The organism is Bacillus sp. FSL M8-0266, from assembly GCF_038613425.1.
Lineage (GTDB): Bacteria > Bacillota > Bacilli > Bacillales > Bacillaceae > Bacillus > Bacillus pumilus.
In genome coordinates this window covers 2388083-2406716 of record NZ_CP152015.1, presented here as the reverse complement: position 1 = coordinate 2406716, position 18634 = coordinate 2388083, and the positions used below count along the sequence as shown (strand labels likewise).

Genomic DNA, 18634 nt, shown 5'->3' with positions numbered 1-18634 from the left:
ATGAAATGAAAGCGGTTAATTAAGTGAGGGGGTCATCCACTTGGAGAAAAAAGTGTCAAGCAAATTTATCTTCTTTTTCGGGTCCTTTGCAGGCATCTTATTCGGATATGATATTGGGATTATTGCAGGGGCAGAAGGACATATTCAGCAAGAATTTCAGCTCAGCCCATTATGGCTTGGAATTGTCGTCTCTTCATTAATGGGTGGGGCGATTATCGGCTCCATTTTAAGCGGTCTGTTAGGGGATAAATTTGGCCGCAGAAAGCTTATTTTGGTCTCATCCGTTATCTTTTTTGTCGGAGCGATCGGATCAGCTATCGCACCAGAAGAGATTTCATTAACCATTGCACGTATCTTTTTAGGGACAGCCGTAGGAACAGCCTCATCTTTGGTGCCGGCATACATGTCTGAAATTGCTCCTGCTAAAATCCGCGGGAAATTGTCTGGGCTCAATCAGCTCATGATCGTAAGTGGACTATTGCTGAGCTATATTGTTGCATTTGTGTTTGAACCTGTTCCAGACAGCTGGCGCTGGATGCTCGGTAGTGCCGCTTTATTTGCCATCGTACTTTATATTGGTATGCTGAAGCTTCCTGAATCTCCGAGATATTTAATTAAACACGGAATGGCTCATAAAGCACGGGAAGTATTAGGGTCACTGCGCTCTTCTGATGAGGAAATTGAAGCAGAGATGCAGGAAATTTTAGAAGTCGCGAAAGAAGAACGCTCTGGTATTCGCGAATTGTTCCAAAAGAAATTCAGAATGGCTCTTTTCATAGGGGTTGGGATGGCGACCCTTCAGCAAATTCAAGGGGCGAACTCCATTGTGTATTATGCAACGAGTATTGCTCGGAATGTAGGGCTTGCACCTCAGGTTGCCGCAGGTTTTACAGTCATTGTCGGTGTCATTTTTGTCGTCACCACCGTGATCTTTTTACAATTTGTTGACCGATTCGACCGCCGAACGATTCTCACCGTAGGGGGAACGGGCATGGCCCTTTCTTTCTTTGCACCAGCCGCATTAGGTGCAGTTGGCGTGAGTGAAGGGATTTTAAACTGGGTGACATTGATTTCACTTTGCTGCTTTATCTTGTGCTACGCCTTCTCATGGGCACCGATAACGTGGATCATCATCGGCGAAATCTTCCCGCTTTCTGTCAGAGGTATCGGTGCAGGTATTTCATCTGCCTTTAACTGGACGGGATCGTTAGCCGTTGGACTCGTGTTCCCTATTCTGGCAGACCAATTCAGCTTTGGTGTCATTTTCTCCTCATTTGGTGTCATCTGCTTAATCGGACTATTGTTCACCCGCTTTGTACTAGTTGAAACAAAAGGAAGAAGTTTAGAGCAAATCGAAACCGATATGGCAGCACGAGTATAAAGAAAACCCTCGCATTCGTTGTCAGTCCTGCGTGCTGGTGCTCACGAATGTCGAATTCGCTTCGCGCCAGTACTCGTCCTTCCTAGGGGCTGCAAAGGTTTTCTATCACGCTGAAAAGAAGACAAAGGGCTAAAATCAAGATCATTTTAGCCCTTTGTCAACAATCTGAAACCCACTATCCTATGGATAGTGGGTTTTTTACTCAAGCATCTGTTTTAGCTCATCTGGCAATAAATCAATCAATTGATCATAAGAAGATAAATCAAGCACTTCAAGCAGCGCATAATATTTTGCATAAACCTCACTCAGCTGATCAGGATGATTCGTTTCATATCGATTCAAATGCATTTGAGTCAGTTCAAGTGCAATGTCTAGCTTGTTTCGTTCGATTGGTTGTGTCGTATTGATCATATCGTTCACCTCGTGTTTGATGATGAGTGAAGGTTATGGGGCGGTACCGCAGCTAACCTTATATTCATTTTCCTCGACCTTTTTCGAATAGCAGACAGAAGGTGTCATCCCTGTTTCACTTTTCCAAGTCTGCCAGTAAACATCATAAAGCTGGCCATACTCAGGATCTTTGTACTTCGTTTTTTTCAAAATAGCAAAATAGCTTTGGTAAGGGTATCCTTCTTGGTAAATTGATTTCCGGATAGCGCCTTTTTCGGTTGAATTTGTGAAGATCATAGGTGATAGCATTGGAAGAGCAATGATGATGACAATAAATATCATGAATAAAAAGAGTTTATGTTTTGTTTTCATAGATGTCCTTTCTGCGCAAGATATCATTTGTATAATATGTTAAAAATGACCTTTTGTAAAGAAAGAGAAAACGAGATGAATAGTGGATTTTTTAAAAAATAGACAAGCATCTAATCACGAATGACGTTTCTTACATACGATAGAGTGTAAGTGAAAGACAAATTGAAGGGGTGTTGAGATGAGCCGGAATCGATTAGATGATTTTTTCTTTGGACCTCGCAGAGGAAACCATGGAGAAGATGAAACGGTTGTTTTCCCCACACGTCAAATTGTCAACACAAGAACGAATGAACAAACCATCAGAAAAATTCATCCAACGCATATCACAAACGTCAATAAAAACATCAAAAGAATTGAAAACTACTATCCTGTCACTGAGTCGACTCATAACGAGTATATCGTGAAAGAATACGATTGCGGCAGTGATATCAAAAACCCTTGCTGCCGTCCAGTGAAACGCTGTAAGTGGTAATGAAGGGGGCATCCTTTTATGGGATGCCTTTTTATTTTCAGGAGAAAAATTTTGATCAAAATCTCCTTTCAAGATAAAATTGGAAGTATCAATCATTCTGTTGGAGGCGATGTTCTGAATATTCGATTGTTAATTCCAGATGATGCTGAAGAATATGCCGCGTTGAGACTAGAAGCACTACGATTACATCCAGAGGACTTTGCGATGAGTTATGAAGAAGAGCAAATCGGTACAATAGAAAAATACGCAGCTCGTTTTGCTTCGGTACAATTTACGTGGACCTTTGGTGCCTTTGATCAAGGGAAGCTTGTGGGTATGGTCACGCTCATCCAAGAAAACTTACAGAAATTAAAGCACCGAGCGAATGTGGCGGCGATGTATGTTACAGCGGGTGCCCGCGGAAAAGGAGTAGGCAAGGCCTTGATAATGGAAGTTCTTTCATTCGCCGGAAAACGACACGACATCGAGCAAATGTATTTATCAGTCGTGACGACCAATCACTCAGCCAAACGCTTGTATCGCTCTATTGGATTTGAGTCATACGCACTTGAAGAAAAAGCACTAAAATGGCCTGATCATACATATGTAGATGAGGAAAAAATGGTTTTATTTTTATGATAGTCTGGAGGAGATAAAAGTGGATCAACAGACCATACGCATCATGTTAGCAGCAGGACCAAATAGTGAGCTGGAATCTTTTGCGCTGCGTGCAGCACTTGAAAACTTCGGCGTAAAAGTCGATATGCAATGGATCGGAAGACCAAATGACCTGATCAATGTGTTATCTGGAAAAAATAGAGGAGAAATCGATTACATTCTTCTATCGTTTCATGGGGAAGAAGGAGCATTTCTCATGCCAGAATTAGGAGAAGATGTATACGAAGATGGAGAGCCTAGAGGCGCTGCTTTTGGAGCGGATGAAATCAAGCAGTATGCTTCATTAAAAGGGGTTCACGTTATTTCTACAGGTTGCACACTAGGTGAGAAAAAATTAGCAGATGCCTTCTTAGAAGCAGGTGCCATGTCCTATATAGCGCCGGATGATTACATTGATGGAGATGCGGCATTTATCTTTGTATTGACCTTGCTTTATGAGCGCTTAAACAATACAAAGACGGTCAGAGCGGCTTTTGATCGAGCGAGTTCGATTGATGAAGAAACGAAATTATTTCAACTATATATGCAAAAATAATGTTAGGGCTGAGAAATCAAGCCCTTTTTCTATTCCTCTTTTAAATTGTGTCTAAAGTGTGACAAGTTTGTTTTTTGAAAACTAAATTGGGTTCACGCAATGTCTATCCTACAAACACACGTCATCAAGGCATGACGCCATCACGAGAGGGGAATTATTGTGTCAATGAAATGGAAAATCAGTCTCGTCCTATGCGGACTTGCAATCATCATCGGAATTGCTGCATTTTATCATAATCAGCAGGCAAGTGGGACGGAGAAGAAGAAAGTAGAACAAGATGCGAGCTATAAAGAAGTGGAAATAGTCACCCTCGTGAATGACGGGAGATACATGAGATATGCAGTCAACTATCCGGTGTTTCATCAAAAAAAGCTAGATCAAGAGATGAAAAGATTTGCAGAAACAGCGTTAGACAAATTCAAAACATCATTTAGCGAAGCGAGCGATGTCGATGAAGAGAATCGATACGAATTAAATATAGATTACGAGATTATTCATTATGCCAAGCAAACCGTTGCGATTAAATTCAATACATATGAATTGAAAGGCGGAGTAAAAGGCGCACATCAAACGAAGTTGTTCAATTTTGATTTCAAGAAACAGCATTTTTTATCAATAGATGATTTATTTTTATCAAAGAAAGAAAATCTGCAAAAACTGTCACATATGACATTTGATGAATTAAAAAAAGATCGCGCTCTTGCTGAAAATGAGCATTTGCTCAAACAAGGAACGTCTCCTGCGGCAGAGCATTATCAATATTTTGCCATCAAGGATCGTTTTATTGAATTCTACTTTCCAGCAGGGCAAATCGCACCAGACAAACAAGGCCCTCAAGTGCTGGCGATTAAAAAAACAGTGCTTAAAGGAATGTTAAAACCAGAATATATCAATAAAGAAAAGAACAAAAACGAGAAAAAAGAACCAATTCCAAAAAGAAAAATCGTAAAACTGCCAAAACAGTCAGCATTCAACCTAAATCAAAAAGCCATTGCCCTGACATTTGACGATGGACCAAATCCATCAACGACTTCAAAAATTTTAACAGCTTTAAAAGAAAACAAAGGACATGCGACATTTTTTGTATTAGGCAGCAGGGTTCAATATTACCCCGATATGCTAGGTGAGATCAGAAAGGGTGGGAATGAAATCGGAAATCATTCCTATAGCCATCCTTTACTCACAAGACTGCCATTAAAACAAGCCGTCAAACAAGTAGAAGAGACCCAGCAAATCATTGAAAAAGCTGGCGGGTTCACACCGACTCACTTTAGACCGCCATATGGAGGAACAAACGGGCAAATTAACGCGGCTGTCAACATGAAAGTCACGCTTTGGGACGTAGATCCTGAAGACTGGAAATATCGCAACAGCCAGTACGTCGCGAGTTACATTCTCACACATGCGTCTAGCGGAGAAACCGTCTTAATGCACGACATCTATGACACCTCGGCAAACGCAGCTGTCACGATTATCAAGGAATTAACCAAACAAGGATATCAATTATTAACAGTTTCAGAGCTTGAGCAGTGGAAGGAAGCCCGGGCGAAGAAAGGTGAATTGAATACGTAATGATCATGCGAATCTTAGTGGATTCGCATCTTTTTTTAAAGCCAATTATGAAAATAAAGGGAAATGATGTTAAAATGAGTGTGGAAAGGGAGGGCTTCGGATGGTATTGATGAGGTTGATCAGCCTATATATGCTGACAGCGTTTTGTTTGGGTTTTATCGTCAATTATGTACCTGGTTTGATGCTGCCCATTTATATTCTTGCGATGATCGGGCTCATTTTATGTCTCGTTCATATTGCGCTGCATTATATTCGTCGAATCAGATATATGTTGCTTCATGAAAAACGGTAAGAATTCTCTAATTGCTTTCTCTAAAAAACTTCCCTCTAAATGAGAGAAGTTTTTATTTTTTCGGTTTTTGATGTTCTAACAGTTGTATGATTTTCTCGTTTGACTCTTTCATTTGTCTTAATAAAGAAACGATATTCCCAGTAAACCCAATGAGGACAATAAGTAAAATGATGATGATCCACATGCTGTGGCCTCCAATCTGCCCACGAATGCTGTTTTGCCCCTTATCCATTATCTTATATCAAGGATACATTATAATGAATGTATTGAAATGAACAGTTCGTGCTATTTATTCGACAATTGATGTAAACAGAGAATGATTGGGGAGATTTCTTTGAAACGAGTAGACGTAGTATCAGCTATTATTTATGATGAGCAAGAAAATATGTTAATGGTCAAAAATGTAAAGGGATATTGGGAAGTTCCTGGTGGTGCTGTAGAAAAAGGAGAACACCTGCATCAAGCCGTGATCCGCGAGGTGAAAGAAGAGACAGGGTATGTTTGCAAAGTAAATGAACTTCATTCGGTTCGAGAAGCATACTTTCAAGACAAAAAGCATCATGCGCTGATGATCACCTTCTTTGCAGAAATCACCGGAGGACAAATGAGTATTCTCGATCCGGATGATGATATCGAAGAAGTAAAATGGGTCAGCAAGCAAACTTTTCAAAAGCTAAACCCCAAGCTATATAACTGGCTAAAATTAAACGAAGAACCACAAACTTTTTATCAATTTGAAGGGAATAGAACAGTTGGTTAACAAGCTGATATAGGTATGAAGGAGAGATATGGATGTTTTTATACTACGGCCCCACATGAGCTCCAGTAGAAAATCCGGGAGAAGAATTCATGAAAAGAATTTTCTTTCAGGAGGGTGAAGAGTATTGGAAACAAGGTAACGGGGAATCTTCCATTGAGATAGAAGAAGAGTGGGAATGTGAAAGTCTAGTTTTCTTTTATACGGAACCGTATGGTTTCTTGATCATGAGGTATCCAAATTTTTTGGTTCCTTTTAAAAAGGGAGAAAAAAATTGAAAATATCGAGCATTTGGTCGCAGGAGCACCATTGTATGTGCCGTCGTGCAGCTACATTAATCGGGATCAAGTATATCAAATCGTTCATCATTTTTTGACGACAAAAACGGTTCCTGATTTTGTTGAATGGGTCGAGTTGAGGGATATTGATTTTCAGAAGGATATGAAAAGTTAGGGGCGCAAGATGAAAGTGAGTACAGAAGAAAAATTACATAGTTTAGATGATACTATGCATTTACATGTAGGATATTATGAACATGGTTTTGATGATGAAGGCGTATTTTTTAAGAGTTTAGAAACAGGGAGATGGCTCTTGTTTTTTGATCAAAAAAGTTATGGGGTAACGCTTTTAAAGGAATATGAGAAATGGAATGATCTAGGGTTATTGATTGGAGAATATCTGATTGAAGATGACCAAATTAAGGAGGAAGGTCATAAGCTTTTTGAGCGTTTCTTAAAAGAAAACAGCATAGTGAAATAAATGAGGATAAAACATGACATAGTTTTCTTTTGTGTATGTGGGCTATATTGTGATGTTCAAATAAAAACAGACCCAACAAGGTCTGTTTTTATTAGTAGTTGGAAAAGTTCATTTCCCCTTCTCCCGCTTCCGTTTCTCCTTCTCCGCCCGGTAAAACTCATGAAACATCTTCATCAGCGCCCGCTTCTCAATACGAGACACATAGCTCCGCGATATCCCGAGCTCCTTCGCTATTTCCCGCTGCGTTTTTTCTTTCTTTAAATCAAGGCCGAACCGGCCGACGATCACTTCTTTTTCCCGGCCGTCGAGAATGTCGATATACTCCTTTACTTTTTCAAGCTCCATGTTGAGCTGAATCGTATCAATCACATCTTCATTTTCGGATTTTAAGACATCAATTAAAGAAATTTCATTGCCTTCTTTATCCTGACCAATGGGGTCATGCAAGGAGACATCCTTTTTTGTTTTTTTGAGCGCGCGTAAATGCATCAGAATTTCATTTTCAATACACCGTGCCGCATACGTTGCCAGCTTTGTTCCTTTTCCAGAGGAATAGCTTTCGATGGCTTTAATGAGTCCGATCGTCCCGATGGAGATGAGGTCTTCAGCGTCTTCCCCGGTATTTTCAAATTTCTTGACAATATGGGCGACGAGCCGAAGGTTATGTTCAATCAGCATATTTCTCGCGTGTTCATCGCCCTGTGCCATAAGGGCTAAGTATTTTTTTTCATCATCTCCCGAAAGGGGCTGTGGAAAGGCATTGTTTTTGACATAGGACACTAAGAACACCAATTCTTTGACCATCAATCCCATCGCTGTAAATACTCCTGCCACGATTTTCACCTCCACCATGTTTAGGCCACTGCCTATATCCTCAAATGTATGTGAAGGGGGGATTGTCTGTGTCTGTACGATGAAAAAATCATCTTTTTCGAAAAAAACGGGCTTCTGTTCGTCTGTTTTTGCTGCCTTGCTCATATGTTTGCGGTTTCTTTGCGGTGCTTGGCGGTCAAGAAGCGTGCTAAAATATGTAATATTAGACCGAAAAGGAAGGGGTTTTTTCGGAACATGGGGAAGGTTCTTTCTTCACATGTAGGTATGAAAATTAATGAATGGTATCGAATGATACGGCAGTTCAGTGTTCCAGATGCGGAAATCCTGAAAGCAGAAGTAGAAGCGGAAATTGAACGGATGGAAGAGGACCAGCATTTACTGATTTATTATCAGCTCATGTGTTTTCGGCACCAGATCATGCTTGACTATATACACCCTTCAAAATATCAACCTTTCTCAGTATCTAATCTTGTCGATAAAATCGAAAACTCCAATCATGAGTTATCTGATATGCTGCATTATTACCATGCATTTTTTCGTGGCATGCATGAGTTTAGTCAAAAAGAATATTTAGAAGCCGTCAAATATTACCGAGTGGCAGAAAAACAGCTGTCTATGGTATTTGATGATATTGAGCAGGCTGAGTTTCATTTTAAAGTAGCAGAAGCCTACTATATTATGAAGCAAACGCATGTCTCGATGCATCATATTTTAAAGGCGCTAGAAATATACGATCAGCATGATGCTTATTCTATTCGCATCATTCAGTGCCTGTTTGTGATCTCAGGAAACTACCAAGACTTAAAACGAAAAGATCGGGCACTGCCTCATTTAAAAAAGGCAAAACAGCTCGCATCACAAATTGATCACCCGCGGATATACAGTTCAGCGCTTTATAATTTAGGAAAATGTTATGGGGAGCTGGGCTACCTTGAGGAAGCACAACGCTATTTAACGGAATCGGCTGATATTGCCTGTAAAGAGCAGCTTCCCACGCTTCCGCATACGCTCTATACGCTCGCAAAACTGCTTTTTAGACAAAATGAACAAGAAGCAGCACGCCGCATATTAGAAGATGGAAAATTAGCTGCAAAGAAGCATGAAGACCAGCTGTTCTGTCATATGTTTGAGTATCTAGATGCTTTATATGTTCAAGGAATGAATGAAAAACAACTGCAAAAAACCATTGATTATTTGGAAAAACTTAGCCTATACTCTTATATAGAGGATATCTCACTAGAAATTGCGACAGCCTTAGAAGCCTCTCAACAATACCAGAAGTCCAACCAGTATTATCAGAAATTATTATGGGCTCAAAATCAAATTCAAGAAGGAGAGTGTCTGTATGAATTCTAAGCAACGTTCGACAGTTGAAGAGAGAAACCAAACGTGAAACAAAAAGCGGGCCCATATGGCCGGCTTTTTTTATGTAAAAAATGAAGTCAGGGAGGAGCAGGTATGATCATGAACCTTGAATGAATTCATCAGAAAGCGGGCAATTTAATCTGTAATGATGTTCTGTGGAGGCGGTCTGATGAAAGGGTTGCATATCTTTATGTGTGTATTGGTATTATGCGTTTTTGTTCCTAATGAAATAGAGGCACGAACATTAAAAAGAATCGACCTGGAAAAAACGGGACGAGCGTTTTGGGACATGAGAGAGGAACGGAAGAAGATTGCGATCACCTTTGATGATGGACCTCATCCAGTTTACACGAATCAAATATTGGATGTGCTGAAGCAGCATCAAGTAAATGCCAGCTTTTTTGTCGTAGGAAGCCGGGTTCACGCATATCCAAGGATCGCAGAACGGATTGTGGACGAAGGAAATGAGCTTGGCAATCACACAATGAACCATACGTATTTTGACCTGTTATCATCAAAGGAGATCAAGCAGGAGCTAAAAGAATCAGCGGCTCATATTGCTTCACTCCAGCCTGGCGGGCCCTTATTATTTCGTCCTCCTGGCGGCCGCTTGACGATGAAATCTTTCCGCATTTTGTCAAAGCAAGGATATGATGTGGTCATGTGGTCCTTTACGCAAGATCCGAAGGACTGGTCAAGACCAGGCGCGCATAAAATTGCGAGCCGCATTATTGATCATATTCAAGGCGGCGATATCATTCTTTTGCATGATGGTGGGGGAAACCGGAAGCAGACGGTCGAAGCACTGAAACAAGTGATACCTGAATTAAAGGATCGAGGATATGAATTTGTCAAAGTGAGCGAACTGCTGCATCATGACAAAGCGTATGTACCAGTTCAACTGCAATAGGAAGTATTCGTCAAAAACAGTCATTCATTGAAACCAAAAGTCTTGTCGTTTACTATATGAAGAGGGCTTTTGGAGGTGAATGTTGTGAAGAAATATGTTGTCCTTTTCATCCTGCTTTGTGTCGCTGCTGGGTGCTCAAAGCCAGAACAAGAAAGTATCATTGCATTTGGCGACAGCAATACAAAGGGATCAAACTGGGACTTCCGAGATTATCCAACATCTGAAAAATGGGTAAATCTCATGAAAAACGTTGAGCGCGGTCAAATTCAAGTGAAGAACGCAGGGATTGGCGGGCAGACGACTGAAGATGCGAAGCTTCGCTTTGAGCAGGATATTTTAAAGCAGAAACCAACTTACGTCCTCATCATGTTCGGTACGAATGATGCGGCGATTTTAGACGGGAAACATCCCCGAGTGACGAAAAAAAGATTTAAAGAAAATGTAACCTACTTCATTTCTGAAAGTAGAAAAGCAGGCATTACCCCGATTCTCATGACTTGTGTACCTGTTGTAGAAGGCGGAAAAAAGGGCTTGTATTATTACTCTAGGTATAAGTCATCTTATTTTGCTGAGAGAGGCGGTGCAAGAGCTTGGCAAAATTCCTATAATGACATCACGAGAGAAATTGCCAAGGATCAGCAAGTACCGCTTGTCGACAACTGGAAAGCGTTCATCCGAGAAGCTGGTGAAGATAGTGACAATGCGCTGATTCAATCAGGTTTGATCGACCCTTCTGGCAATCATATGACGCCAAAAGGGGCAAGAATCATTTATAACGAAATCAAAGAGCGTGATGTCATCAAACATTTTTAAATGATGGCCATCTGCCTAAACAAGACCATCCATTTAGCATAGTCTAACAGTATATCTTCCTAGGAGGAGGTAACTGATATGTGGGGATGCCCTTATCCTTACCCTGCGTGTTCGCCTTATCCAGCTCAAGGAGCAGGAATCGGTTACGCTTTTCTTGTTGTGTTCCTTGTGGTCATTTTGGTCGTAGGTGGAGGGTTATGGTTTTGGAATGAACAGCCTTGCAAATAAGACACCTCTTCTTTACTTGAGAAGGGGTGTTTTTTACGGAAAATAGTAGTAAGCCTATAGCGCAAGTGATATAATATCAGTCACCTGAGTTTAAAAAAGGAGAGTGCTCGGGAGGCATGGTTCCTGTGATATGGAATTAAGAGGAAACAGAGAGCATATGCCCGAGCGAACGTCTTTTCATTTCTGTCTCAATTAATTCAATGAAGTCGCGATTTAAGTTCATTTCATTTGCTTTATAATACGATTCTATAAGTAAATCATCTGACAGCTTTTTCATACTAGAAACCCATATGATGGGAAAAACACCTCCCCCGAAAAAGTTGGCATAAAACTTGAGGAAAAGACATATCATCATAGGTTGATCGAATGTCTCTGAAGTACCTTTAATCTACCATGAATGGGAAACAAGAACAATCGTTCTGTTATCCACATGGTGAAGTGGATAACTTGTGGGTAGAGTGTTTATAATTGAATGAAAGCGTGATGAAATATAGGTGGATAATGTGTGTAAAATTATCCACACCTGTTGAAGGTCCTCATCATATGTCGAAAACTTTTTCATTGTATTCGATAGACAGACAAATTGTGATTTGATTCGACACAATCGCTGAAAAACCAATGGAAGAAAGGGTGCAAATTGTGCTAAAGAAGTATTTCTTACCGGATGAATTTGTGAAAAGCATTTTCCACATTTCACCGCAAAAACTAAAAGAACGAAATGTAAAAGGAATTATTACCGATTTAGATAACACACTAGTAGAATGGGATCGTCCAAGTGCGACGCCCCGCTTAATTGAATGGTTTCAAGAAATGAAGGATCACGGGATACAAGTGACGATTGTATCGAACAATAATGAAAAAAGGGTCAAGCTTTTTTCTGAACCAGTTCATATCCCGTTTATTTATAAAGCGAAAAAGCCGATGGGAAGAGCTTTTAATAAGGCCGTCGCTGATATGCAATTGAAAAAAGAAGATGTGGTGGTCATTGGGGATCAGCTCATGACCGATGTTCTAGGCGGGAATCGTCACGGCTTCCATACGATTTTGGTCGTCCCTGTTGCTGCCTCAGACGGATTTTTCACTAAGTTTAACAGGCAGATTGAACGCAGAATTTTAGGAGCCTTAAAGCGTAAGGGCCACATTCAGTGGGAGGAAGAGTAATAATGGAAAAGGTTGTTTGTATTGGCTGCGGTGTAGCCATTCAGACGGAAGATAAAGATCAATTAGGATATGCGCCGGCAGCATCTCTATTGAAAGAAGATGTGATCTGTCAGCGCTGTTTTAGGTTAAAGAACTACAATGAAATACAAGATGTTTCTTTAACAGAAGACGACTTTTTAAATATATTGCATAGTATCGGAGAGACAGATTCTCTGATTGTCAAGGTCGTTGATATTTTTGACTTTAACGGAAGCTGGATTAATGGACTGAGTCGTATTGTCGGTGGTAACCCGATTTTACTCGTCGGCAACAAAGTAGATATTTTACCGAAATCCGTGAAAAAAGATCGTTTGATTCATTGGATGAAACGGGAAGCGAAAGAAAACGGATTGAACCCGATCGATGTGTTCTTAATCAGTGCAAGCAGAGGTCAAGGCGTACCTGAGGTGATGGAAGCGATCGATCATTACCGCGAAGGAAGAAATGTCTATGTCGTCGGCTGTACGAATGTTGGGAAATCCACATTTATCAATCGAATCATCAAAGAAGTATCTGGCGAAGAGAATGTGATCACCACATCCCAATATCCAGGTACAACACTTGATGCCATTGAGATTCCGCTTGATGACGGATCTGCTCTATTTGATACACCGGGCATTATCAACCGTCATCAGATGGCGCACTATGTCAGCAAAAATGACTTGAAGATCTTAACACCGAAAAAAGAATTGAAACCGAGAACGTTCCAATTAAATGAAGCTCAAACGCTTTATTTTGGCGGACTGGCTCGATTTGACTATGTAAAAGGCGGCAGAACGTCATTTGTCTGCTATATGCCAAATGAGCTGAACATACACAGAACAAAGTTAGAGAACGCAGATGATTTATATGAAAAACATGCAGGGGAACTGCTATCACCGCCATCAAAAGAGGGGATGGAAGATTTTCCAACACTCGTTCCGCATACCTTTACCATTGATCAGCCCAAAATGGATATCGTCTTCTCAGGCTTAGGGTGGATCACGGCAAATGATGCAGGCAAGCAAATTAAAGTCTATGCGCCAAAAGGCGTTCATGTGTTTATGAGACGTTCGTTAATTTAAATGTTCAGAGGGGGAGAGACCTTGAAACCTTTATACGGAGTAATCGGTAACCCTGTTGGCCATTCAATGTCTCCGGATATTCATAATGCAGCATTAAAGGATGCTGGAATTGATGGACATTATCATGGCTTTCAAGTAGAAAATGATGACCTGAAAGATGCGATTAGCGGTATGAAAGCCTTAGGAATCAGCGGCTTTAACGTCACTGTTCCGCACAAGGTAGACATCATGAAATACCTTGACAAAATTGATGTGACAGCTGAACGCCTGCGTGCTGTCAATACGGTGCGGCTTGAAGAAGGTCAGCTCGTCGGGTACAACACAGATGGAGAGGGCTTTCTTCATTCATTGCTTGAAGCCTTGAATCGGCCATTATCAGAGCTTTCATTTCTCCTAATTGGTGCTGGCGGAGCGGCAAGAGCGATTTATACGACAATCGCTGACTATGCACCGAAAAGCTTTGATATCACCAACCGCACCATTAAAAAAGCTGAGGCTTTAATTGAAAGTGCAGATGGGAACTTCACTTCTAGTGCCATTACATTAAAGACGGCGGAAGAGCAGCTTGGGGAATATGATGTCATCATCCATACAACCTCAATTGGTATGCACCCGAATGTTGAAGAAACCCCGATTTCTTTAGCGAACGCAAAAAAAACAGCGGTTGTTTGTGATATTGTGTATAATCCAATAGAAACAAAACTGCTCAGAGAAGCAGCCGGGTTAGGTTTGAAAACAGTAGATGGTGTCGGCATGTTTGTTGGACAAGCAGCTAGAGCCTTTGAACTGTGGACAGGCATCACGCCTGACGCAAGAAAAATGAAGTCAATTGTGATACAGAAATTAGGAGGAACACCATGTTAAAAGGGAAACAAAAACGTTTTTTACGTGCAAAAGCACATCATTTATCACCTATTTTTCAAGTAGGAAAAGGCGGGGTAAATGACAATATGATCAAGCAAATTTCCGAGGCGCTTGAAGTAAGAGAACTGTTAAAGGTCAGCGTATTACAAAACTGCGACGAGGACAAAACGGAAGTTGCGAAAGCACTTGTCAAAGGTACAAAAGCTGAACTTGTTCAAACGATCGGAAATGTGATTGTCCTTTATAAAGAATCAAAGGAAAATAAACAAATTAAGCTGCCGTAAAGGTGGATGTGATATGAAAAAAATAGGGTTGTTCGGCGGTACGTTTGATCCTCCTCATAATGGGCATTTGCTGATGGCAAATGAGGTGCGTTTTCAAGTAGGGCTTGATGAAATTTGGTTTATCCCAAATCACAAGCCTCCTCATAAAACAGACCGGAAGCGAGAAGATAGTCGTCACCGGGTGAAAATGGTGGATGCGGCGATCCAGTCAAATCCACATTTTCGATTGGAGCTCATTGAAATGGAGCGAGAGGGTCCATCTTATACAGTAGATACGGTGGAGCTTTTAAAGAAGCGTCATCCTGAAGATGAGTTCTTTTTTATGATTGGAGCGGACATGGTCGAGTATTTGCCAAAATGGCATCGAATTGATGATTTACTTCAGATGATTACTTTTATTGGGATGAAAAGACCGGGTTATACCGGAAATACGACATATCCTCTTTTATTTGCAGATGTTCCAGCTTTTGATGTATCATCGACATTGATTAGGCAACGAATCATGCAGGGAAAACCTGTCGATTATTTGATACCGAAAGCTGTTGAGCGTTATATAAAGGAGCATCACTTATATGAATCGTGAAGAAGCATTGAACTGTGTCAAAGAGCAGTTAACAGAGCATAGATATACACATACACTCGGGGTTATGGAGACGGCCATTTCATTAGCGGAACGGTTCGGTGCAGATGTGAAAAAAACAGAGATCGCCGCTATTTTTCATGATTATGCGAAATTTAGACCAAAAGATGAAATGAAGGGGATTATCCAGCAGGAACAGATGAACCCTCTATTGCTAGAATATTCGCCCGAGCTTTGGCATGCCCCGGTTGGTGCCTATTTGGTTAAAAAGGAAGCTGCTATTAACGACCAAGATATTTTAACGGCTATTGAATTTCATACATCAGGCAGACCAAACATGACGTTACTTGAAAAGGTCATTTATGTCGCTGATTATATCGAACCAGGACGTCATTTCCCTGGTGTTGAAGAAGTAAGAGAGTTAGCAGAGCAAGATTTGGATAGTGCACTGATTCAGTCACTAAAAAACACGATCAGCTTTTTATTGAAAAAGAATCAGCCAGTCTATCCAGATACGCTTGCGACTTACAACTCACTTGTGCATAAGAACAATTAAGGAGGAATTTGGATGGATTCATCATCAATTTTAAACGTCGCGGCAGGAGCATGCGATGATAAACGGGCTGAGGATATTATTGCCCTTAATATGCAAGGAATCTCACTTGTTGCCGATTATTTTCTCATTTGTCACGGGAACTCTGATAAACAAGTGCAGGCCATTGCAAGAGAAGTGAAACATCTTGCAGAGGAAAGTGGAATCGAAGTGAAGAAGATGGAGGGCTTTGATGAAGCAAGATGGGTATTGATTGATCTTGGTGATGTCATTGCTCATGTGTTCCACAAAGAAGAAAGAGGATACTACAACTTAGAGAAGCTATGGGGAGATGCGCCGAGAGAAACGCTTTCACTTGGCATTAACTCATGATTTATCAAGGGTTTGCAGGTGTGTATGACGAGCTCATGACACATGCACCTTATGATGAATGGGTTCAGTGGATCCAGCAGAATATCAAACCGAATGCTGCCATTATTGATGTTGGCTGTGGAACTGGAGAGATTTCTCTTCGGTTAGCTGAAAAGGGTCACGCAGTCACTGGAATTGACCTCAGTGAAGAAATGCTGGCTTTCGCGCAGCAAAAAGCACAGGCGAAAAAGCAGTCCATTCAATTTTTACATCAAGATATGAGAGAGCTGACGGGTTTTGAGCAAGTCTTTCAAGCGGCGGTTATATGCTGTGATTCCTTGAATTACTTAAAAAACGAAAATGACGTCAAAAAAACCTTTAAAAACATGTTTCAGCTTTTAGAGGCAGATGGGGTTTTACTCTTTGATGTTCATACTCCTTATAAAATGGAAGATGTATTCCCAGGTTCGACTTATGCCGATCAAGATGAAGAAATCAGCTATATTTGGCAGAGTGATAAAGGGGATGACATGTATTCAATCATTCACGATTTAAGCTTTTTTGTAAAGGACGGAGACGTGTATCAGCGTTATGATGAGACACATGAACAGCGTACATTTCCATTTGAGACCTATGCGGCGTTCCTTGAGTCCGCTGGCTTTGAACAAATAGAAGTGACCGCTGATTTTACAAATGAAGCGCCCGGGGAATTCGCCGAAAGATATTTCATTTCAGCTAAGAAACCAAAAACCATCGTTTAATGGAACGATGGTTTTTTAAAACCCTTTTTTCGCTTGTTGCAGAGTTGATTAATTTCTGCGATCATCAGTAAACACACTTGGTGGATATTGATGCGCAACTGCTTCAAGATCTTCATCGAATTTTTCATGGGTGTTTTGAAAAAGGCGATGAAACATATCTTGAACACCTGCTTCAAGTGCTTTAATTCCTTCACCCGTGACGCCGCCTTTTACACACACTTTGTCTTGCAGTGTCGGAAGGGTATAGACTCTTTTTTCAATCAAACGGCCAAGCCCTACAAGCATATCTTCTGATAAGGTGGTGGCTTCTTCTTTAGAAATATCTGTTTCTTCAACGGCTGCTTCAATCATTTTCTGAACGAGAAAGCTGATAAAGGCAGGTCCGCAACTGACGATATCTGACGCCGCTCTTGTAATCGAATGATGAATTTCAATGGGTGTTGAAATGCAGGAAGCTAACTGTCTTAGTGCTGTTTTCGTCGCGACATTGCATGACGATCCAAATGTTAAAAGTGACGCACCTGATAAAGCGCGGTTCGTAATGCTTGGAATCAGCCTGGCGGTTTGACAAGGAACGATATCCTGAAGCTGTTCAGGATGAACCGGACTTGTAATAATGACAATGGTTTGGTGCTCTTTTAAAAGAGGGCTCAGCTCTTTTAAAAGAGGATAAATATCAAGCGGCTTGACACAAACAAAGATGAAATCTTTATCCATGACAGCTCCTGTAAGCTGTTTTGTTACTTCAAGCTCTGGGTGGTTCTTTTTTATATTGAACGCTTTTTCTATGGTCCGGTTTGTAATGGTGATGGATGAGGGATTGACTGCCTTTGATTCAATAAATGCCTCAGTAAGTATGGTACCCATGTTTCCTGTACCGATTATCCCGATATTCAAACGTTCTCCCTCCTTAGGCGCATAGGATCTGTTATCTTCTAAACAGTATGTTGAGCAATAGAAAAATATGATTGAAAGAAGCGTGAGCACGTGAAGCGACTCATTCCATTGAAAAAATACAGTCTTTATATCGGAGCTGGGCTCATGGGCGCGATCATCATCACTTTCTTCCTTTTGGCAGGAAATAAGGAGAGCACTAGAGAGCCAAGTGTATTGAAGGGCGATCAAGACAAACAAGTCACATTAGAAGACAAAGAAGAAAAAACCGATAATGAATCATCCTCCATTTTTGTGGAAGTCAAAGGGGCTGTAAAAAAGCCAGGTGTTTATACGTTTCAATCTGATGCACGGGTAGAAGAAGCCATTCGAAGAGCAGGAGGCTTTACTAGTAAAGCAGACACGATTGAAATTAATCAAGCAGCAAAACTAGAAGACAGTATGATGATTTATGTCCGGAAGCAGGGAGAAGCAGAGAGAGAGGCACAAACAGCAGGTGCTGACGCTCCATTGGGTAATGAAAAGAGTCAAGGTGTCAATGTGAATCAGGCTGATGCAGCGGAATTGCAAACCATTAATGGGATAGGGCCAGCTAAAGCAGAAGCCATCATTACGTACAGAGAGGAACACGGAGAATTTCAACAAATTGAAGATTTGCGGAACATTTCAGGTTTTGGGGAGAAGACCATTGAACGGCTGAAAAATGAATTGACCGTTAAGTAGAATTGACGGTATAGAAGGAAGGC

General features: G+C 40.9%; 27 protein-coding genes and 1 pseudogene. 22 read left to right on the top strand and 6 right to left on the bottom strand.

Annotated elements, in window-relative coordinates; all coding sequences use genetic code 11:
- The first annotated feature begins 40 nt into the window (after positions 1 to 40).
- Entirely contained in the window at positions 41 to 1381 is a 1341-nt protein-coding gene (locus MKY83_RS12310; RefSeq protein ID WP_106066932.1) for a sugar porter family MFS transporter, read from the top strand.
- A gap of 198 nt (positions 1382 to 1579) precedes the next feature.
- Here MKY83_RS12310 and MKY83_RS12305 read toward each other — a convergent pair whose 3' ends face one another.
- Positions 1580 to 1792: a hypothetical protein gene (locus MKY83_RS12305; RefSeq protein ID WP_065098465.1), complete on the bottom strand. Its 213-nt coding sequence runs from the start codon at positions 1790 to 1792 to the stop codon at positions 1580 to 1582.
- A 33-nt stretch (positions 1793 to 1825) separates the two neighbouring features.
- On the bottom strand, positions 1826 to 2143 hold the full coding sequence (locus MKY83_RS12300) for a hypothetical protein (protein WP_106066933.1): 318 nt from the start codon (positions 2141 to 2143) through the stop codon (positions 1826 to 1828).
- A gap of 178 nt (positions 2144 to 2321) precedes the next feature.
- Here MKY83_RS12300 and MKY83_RS12295 point away from each other — a divergent pair, with 178 nt between their 5' ends.
- The 5 genes from MKY83_RS12295 (at position 2322) to MKY83_RS12275 (ending at position 5671) form a co-directional block, all read left to right on the top strand.
- Positions 2322 to 2615, top strand: coding sequence for a CotD family spore coat protein (locus MKY83_RS12295; protein ID WP_003216648.1), 294 nt, complete (start codon positions 2322 to 2324; stop codon positions 2613 to 2615).
- A gap of 51 nt (positions 2616 to 2666) precedes the next feature.
- Positions 2667 to 3233 carry a GNAT family N-acetyltransferase gene (locus MKY83_RS12290; protein ID WP_223252821.1) on the top strand — a complete coding sequence of 189 codons (567 nt, stop codon included), beginning with the start codon at positions 2667 to 2669 and terminating at the stop codon, positions 3231 to 3233.
- A gap of 19 nt (positions 3234 to 3252) precedes the next feature.
- Positions 3253 to 3807 carry a delta-aminolevulinic acid dehydratase gene (locus MKY83_RS12285; RefSeq protein WP_065098463.1) on the top strand — a complete coding sequence of 185 codons (555 nt, stop codon included), beginning with the start codon at positions 3253 to 3255 and terminating at the stop codon, positions 3805 to 3807.
- 159 nt (positions 3808 to 3966) lie between these two features.
- The gene (locus tag MKY83_RS12280; protein WP_342487380.1) at positions 3967 to 5379 is read left to right on the top strand and encodes a polysaccharide deacetylase family protein; all 1413 of its coding nucleotides are present in this window, start codon (positions 3967 to 3969) and stop codon (positions 5377 to 5379) included.
- 100 nt (positions 5380 to 5479) lie between these two features.
- Entirely contained in the window at positions 5480 to 5671 is a 192-nt protein-coding gene (locus MKY83_RS12275; RefSeq protein WP_003217441.1) for a hypothetical protein, read from the top strand.
- 52 nt (positions 5672 to 5723) lie between these two features.
- Here the strand turns inward: MKY83_RS12275 and MKY83_RS12270 are convergent, their stop codons facing one another.
- Positions 5724 to 5855 carry a hypothetical protein gene (locus MKY83_RS12270; RefSeq protein ID WP_003217310.1) on the bottom strand — a complete coding sequence of 44 codons (132 nt, stop codon included), beginning with the start codon at positions 5853 to 5855 and terminating at the stop codon, positions 5724 to 5726.
- A 150-nt stretch (positions 5856 to 6005) separates the two neighbouring features.
- Here MKY83_RS12270 and MKY83_RS12265 point away from each other — a divergent pair, with 150 nt between their 5' ends.
- The 3 genes and pseudogenes from MKY83_RS12265 to MKY83_RS12255 all read left to right on the top strand — a co-directional run bounded on the left by MKY83_RS12265 (position 6006) and on the right by MKY83_RS12255 (position 7187).
- Positions 6006 to 6431 (top strand): NUDIX hydrolase, encoded by a 426-nt coding sequence (locus MKY83_RS12265; protein WP_065098461.1) that lies wholly within the window; start codon positions 6006 to 6008, stop codon positions 6429 to 6431.
- An 89-nt stretch (positions 6432 to 6520) separates the two neighbouring features.
- Positions 6521 to 6881, top strand: a pseudogene (locus MKY83_RS12260) (Imm1 family immunity protein).
- A 9-nt stretch (positions 6882 to 6890) separates the two neighbouring features.
- Entirely contained in the window at positions 6891 to 7187 is a 297-nt protein-coding gene (locus MKY83_RS12255; protein WP_223252822.1) for a DUF3986 family protein, read from the top strand.
- A 108-nt stretch (positions 7188 to 7295) separates the two neighbouring features.
- Here the strand turns inward: MKY83_RS12255 and sigK are convergent, their stop codons facing one another.
- Positions 7296 to 8024 carry an RNA polymerase sporulation sigma factor SigK gene (gene sigK / locus MKY83_RS12250; protein WP_034738387.1) on the bottom strand — a complete coding sequence of 243 codons (729 nt, stop codon included), beginning with the start codon at positions 8022 to 8024 and terminating at the stop codon, positions 7296 to 7298.
- Between the two features lie 231 nt (positions 8025 to 8255).
- On the opposite strand from sigK, the gene MKY83_RS12245 reads away from it, so the two are divergent.
- The 4 genes from MKY83_RS12245 to MKY83_RS12230 all read left to right on the top strand — a co-directional run bounded on the left by MKY83_RS12245 (position 8256) and on the right by MKY83_RS12230 (position 11337).
- Entirely contained in the window at positions 8256 to 9377 is a 1122-nt protein-coding gene (locus tag MKY83_RS12245; RefSeq protein WP_044139447.1) for a hypothetical protein, read from the top strand.
- 178 nt (positions 9378 to 9555) lie between these two features.
- Positions 9556 to 10296: a polysaccharide deacetylase family protein gene (locus tag MKY83_RS12240; RefSeq protein ID WP_217012229.1), complete on the top strand. Its 741-nt coding sequence runs from the start codon at positions 9556 to 9558 to the stop codon at positions 10294 to 10296.
- Positions 10297 to 10380: 84 nt separating this feature from the next.
- Positions 10381 to 11109: a GDSL-type esterase/lipase family protein gene (locus tag MKY83_RS12235; protein ID WP_265208155.1), complete on the top strand. Its 729-nt coding sequence runs from the start codon at positions 10381 to 10383 to the stop codon at positions 11107 to 11109.
- Positions 11110 to 11187: 78 nt separating this feature from the next.
- Positions 11188 to 11337, top strand: coding sequence for a hypothetical protein (locus MKY83_RS12230; RefSeq protein WP_003217499.1), 150 nt, complete (start codon positions 11188 to 11190; stop codon positions 11335 to 11337).
- A gap of 136 nt (positions 11338 to 11473) precedes the next feature.
- Here MKY83_RS12230 and MKY83_RS12225 read toward each other — a convergent pair whose 3' ends face one another.
- The gene (locus MKY83_RS12225) at positions 11474 to 11614 is read right to left on the bottom strand and encodes a sporulation histidine kinase inhibitor Sda (protein WP_003217327.1); all 141 of its coding nucleotides are present in this window, start codon (positions 11612 to 11614) and stop codon (positions 11474 to 11476) included.
- Between the two features lie 362 nt (positions 11615 to 11976).
- On the opposite strand from MKY83_RS12225, the gene MKY83_RS12220 reads away from it, so the two are divergent.
- The 8 genes from MKY83_RS12220 to MKY83_RS12185 are packed head-to-tail and all read left to right on the top strand — an operon-like array spanning position 11977 to position 16994.
- Positions 11977 to 12498 (top strand): YqeG family HAD IIIA-type phosphatase, encoded by a 522-nt coding sequence (locus MKY83_RS12220; protein WP_044139602.1) that lies wholly within the window; start codon positions 11977 to 11979, stop codon positions 12496 to 12498.
- Positions 12499 to 12500: 2 nt separating this feature from the next.
- Positions 12501 to 13601, top strand: coding sequence for a ribosome biogenesis GTPase YqeH (yqeH, locus tag MKY83_RS12215; RefSeq protein WP_268507981.1), 1101 nt, complete (start codon positions 12501 to 12503; stop codon positions 13599 to 13601).
- A 21-nt stretch (positions 13602 to 13622) separates the two neighbouring features.
- Positions 13623 to 14465, top strand: a complete 843-nt coding sequence (aroE, locus tag MKY83_RS12210; RefSeq protein ID WP_268507979.1) for a shikimate dehydrogenase — start codon at positions 13623 to 13625, stop codon at positions 14463 to 14465.
- Positions 14459 to 14749, top strand: coding sequence for a ribosome assembly RNA-binding protein YhbY (gene yhbY, locus MKY83_RS12205; RefSeq protein ID WP_044139442.1), 291 nt, complete (start codon positions 14459 to 14461; stop codon positions 14747 to 14749). The genes aroE and yhbY overlap by 7 nt, the downstream gene beginning before the upstream one ends.
- 13 nt (positions 14750 to 14762) lie before the next feature.
- A complete protein-coding gene (locus tag MKY83_RS12200; RefSeq protein ID WP_065098456.1) occupies positions 14763 to 15332 on the top strand; it encodes a nicotinate-nucleotide adenylyltransferase in 570 nt (189 codons plus the stop codon).
- Positions 15322 to 15885 carry a bis(5'-nucleosyl)-tetraphosphatase (symmetrical) YqeK gene (gene yqeK, locus MKY83_RS12195; RefSeq protein WP_065098455.1) on the top strand — a complete coding sequence of 188 codons (564 nt, stop codon included), beginning with the start codon at positions 15322 to 15324 and terminating at the stop codon, positions 15883 to 15885. The genes MKY83_RS12200 and yqeK overlap by 11 nt, the downstream gene beginning before the upstream one ends.
- Positions 15886 to 15897: 12 nt before the next feature.
- Positions 15898 to 16254, top strand: coding sequence for a ribosome silencing factor (rsfS, locus tag MKY83_RS12190; protein ID WP_003217467.1), 357 nt, complete (start codon positions 15898 to 15900; stop codon positions 16252 to 16254).
- Complete coding sequence (locus tag MKY83_RS12185; RefSeq protein ID WP_126740720.1) at positions 16251 to 16994, top strand: class I SAM-dependent methyltransferase; 744 nt, start codon at positions 16251 to 16253, stop codon at positions 16992 to 16994. Before rsfS ends, MKY83_RS12185 begins: the two co-directional genes overlap by 4 nt.
- A 48-nt stretch (positions 16995 to 17042) precedes the next feature.
- Here the strand turns inward: MKY83_RS12185 and comER are convergent, their stop codons facing one another.
- A complete protein-coding gene (gene comER / locus MKY83_RS12180) occupies positions 17043 to 17891 on the bottom strand; it encodes a late competence protein ComER (protein ID WP_003217379.1) in 849 nt (282 codons plus the stop codon).
- Between the two features lie 90 nt (positions 17892 to 17981).
- On the opposite strand from comER, the gene MKY83_RS12175 reads away from it, so the two are divergent.
- Positions 17982 to 18611 (top strand): helix-hairpin-helix domain-containing protein, encoded by a 630-nt coding sequence (locus MKY83_RS12175; RefSeq protein WP_065098452.1) that lies wholly within the window; start codon positions 17982 to 17984, stop codon positions 18609 to 18611.
- Positions 18612 to 18634: the final 23 nt, after the last annotated feature.

Coding starts and splice junctions, on each gene's coding strand:
- MKY83_RS12305 (WP_065098465.1), bottom strand. CDS start 1,792: ATGATCAATACGACACAACCAATCGAACGAAACAAGCTAGACATTGCA.
- MKY83_RS12300 (WP_106066933.1), bottom strand. CDS start 2,143: ATGAAAACAAAACATAAACTCTTTTTATTCATGATATTTATTGTCATC.
- MKY83_RS12295 (WP_003216648.1), top strand. CDS start 2,322: ATGAGCCGGAATCGATTAGATGATTTTTTCTTTGGACCTCGCAGAGGA.
- MKY83_RS12275 (WP_003217441.1), top strand. CDS start 5,480: ATGGTATTGATGAGGTTGATCAGCCTATATATGCTGACAGCGTTTTGT.
- MKY83_RS12270 (WP_003217310.1), bottom strand. CDS start 5,855: ATGTGGATCATCATCATTTTACTTATTGTCCTCATTGGGTTTACTGGG.
- MKY83_RS12255 (WP_223252822.1), top strand. CDS start 6,891: ATGAAAGTGAGTACAGAAGAAAAATTACATAGTTTAGATGATACTATG.
- MKY83_RS12245 (WP_044139447.1), top strand. CDS start 8,256: ATGGGGAAGGTTCTTTCTTCACATGTAGGTATGAAAATTAATGAATGG.
- MKY83_RS12240 (WP_217012229.1), top strand. CDS start 9,556: ATGAAAGGGTTGCATATCTTTATGTGTGTATTGGTATTATGCGTTTTT.
- MKY83_RS12230 (WP_003217499.1), top strand. CDS start 11,188: ATGTGGGGATGCCCTTATCCTTACCCTGCGTGTTCGCCTTATCCAGCT.
- MKY83_RS12225 (WP_003217327.1), bottom strand. CDS start 11,614: ATGAAAAAGCTGTCAGATGATTTACTTATAGAATCGTATTATAAAGCA.
- yqeH (WP_268507981.1), top strand. CDS start 12,501: ATGGAAAAGGTTGTTTGTATTGGCTGCGGTGTAGCCATTCAGACGGAA.
- yhbY (WP_044139442.1), top strand. CDS start 14,459: ATGTTAAAAGGGAAACAAAAACGTTTTTTACGTGCAAAAGCACATCAT.
- MKY83_RS12200 (WP_065098456.1), top strand. CDS start 14,763: ATGAAAAAAATAGGGTTGTTCGGCGGTACGTTTGATCCTCCTCATAAT.
- yqeK (WP_065098455.1), top strand. CDS start 15,322: ATGAATCGTGAAGAAGCATTGAACTGTGTCAAAGAGCAGTTAACAGAG.
- rsfS (WP_003217467.1), top strand. CDS start 15,898: ATGGATTCATCATCAATTTTAAACGTCGCGGCAGGAGCATGCGATGAT.
- MKY83_RS12185 (WP_126740720.1), top strand. CDS start 16,251: ATGATTTATCAAGGGTTTGCAGGTGTGTATGACGAGCTCATGACACAT.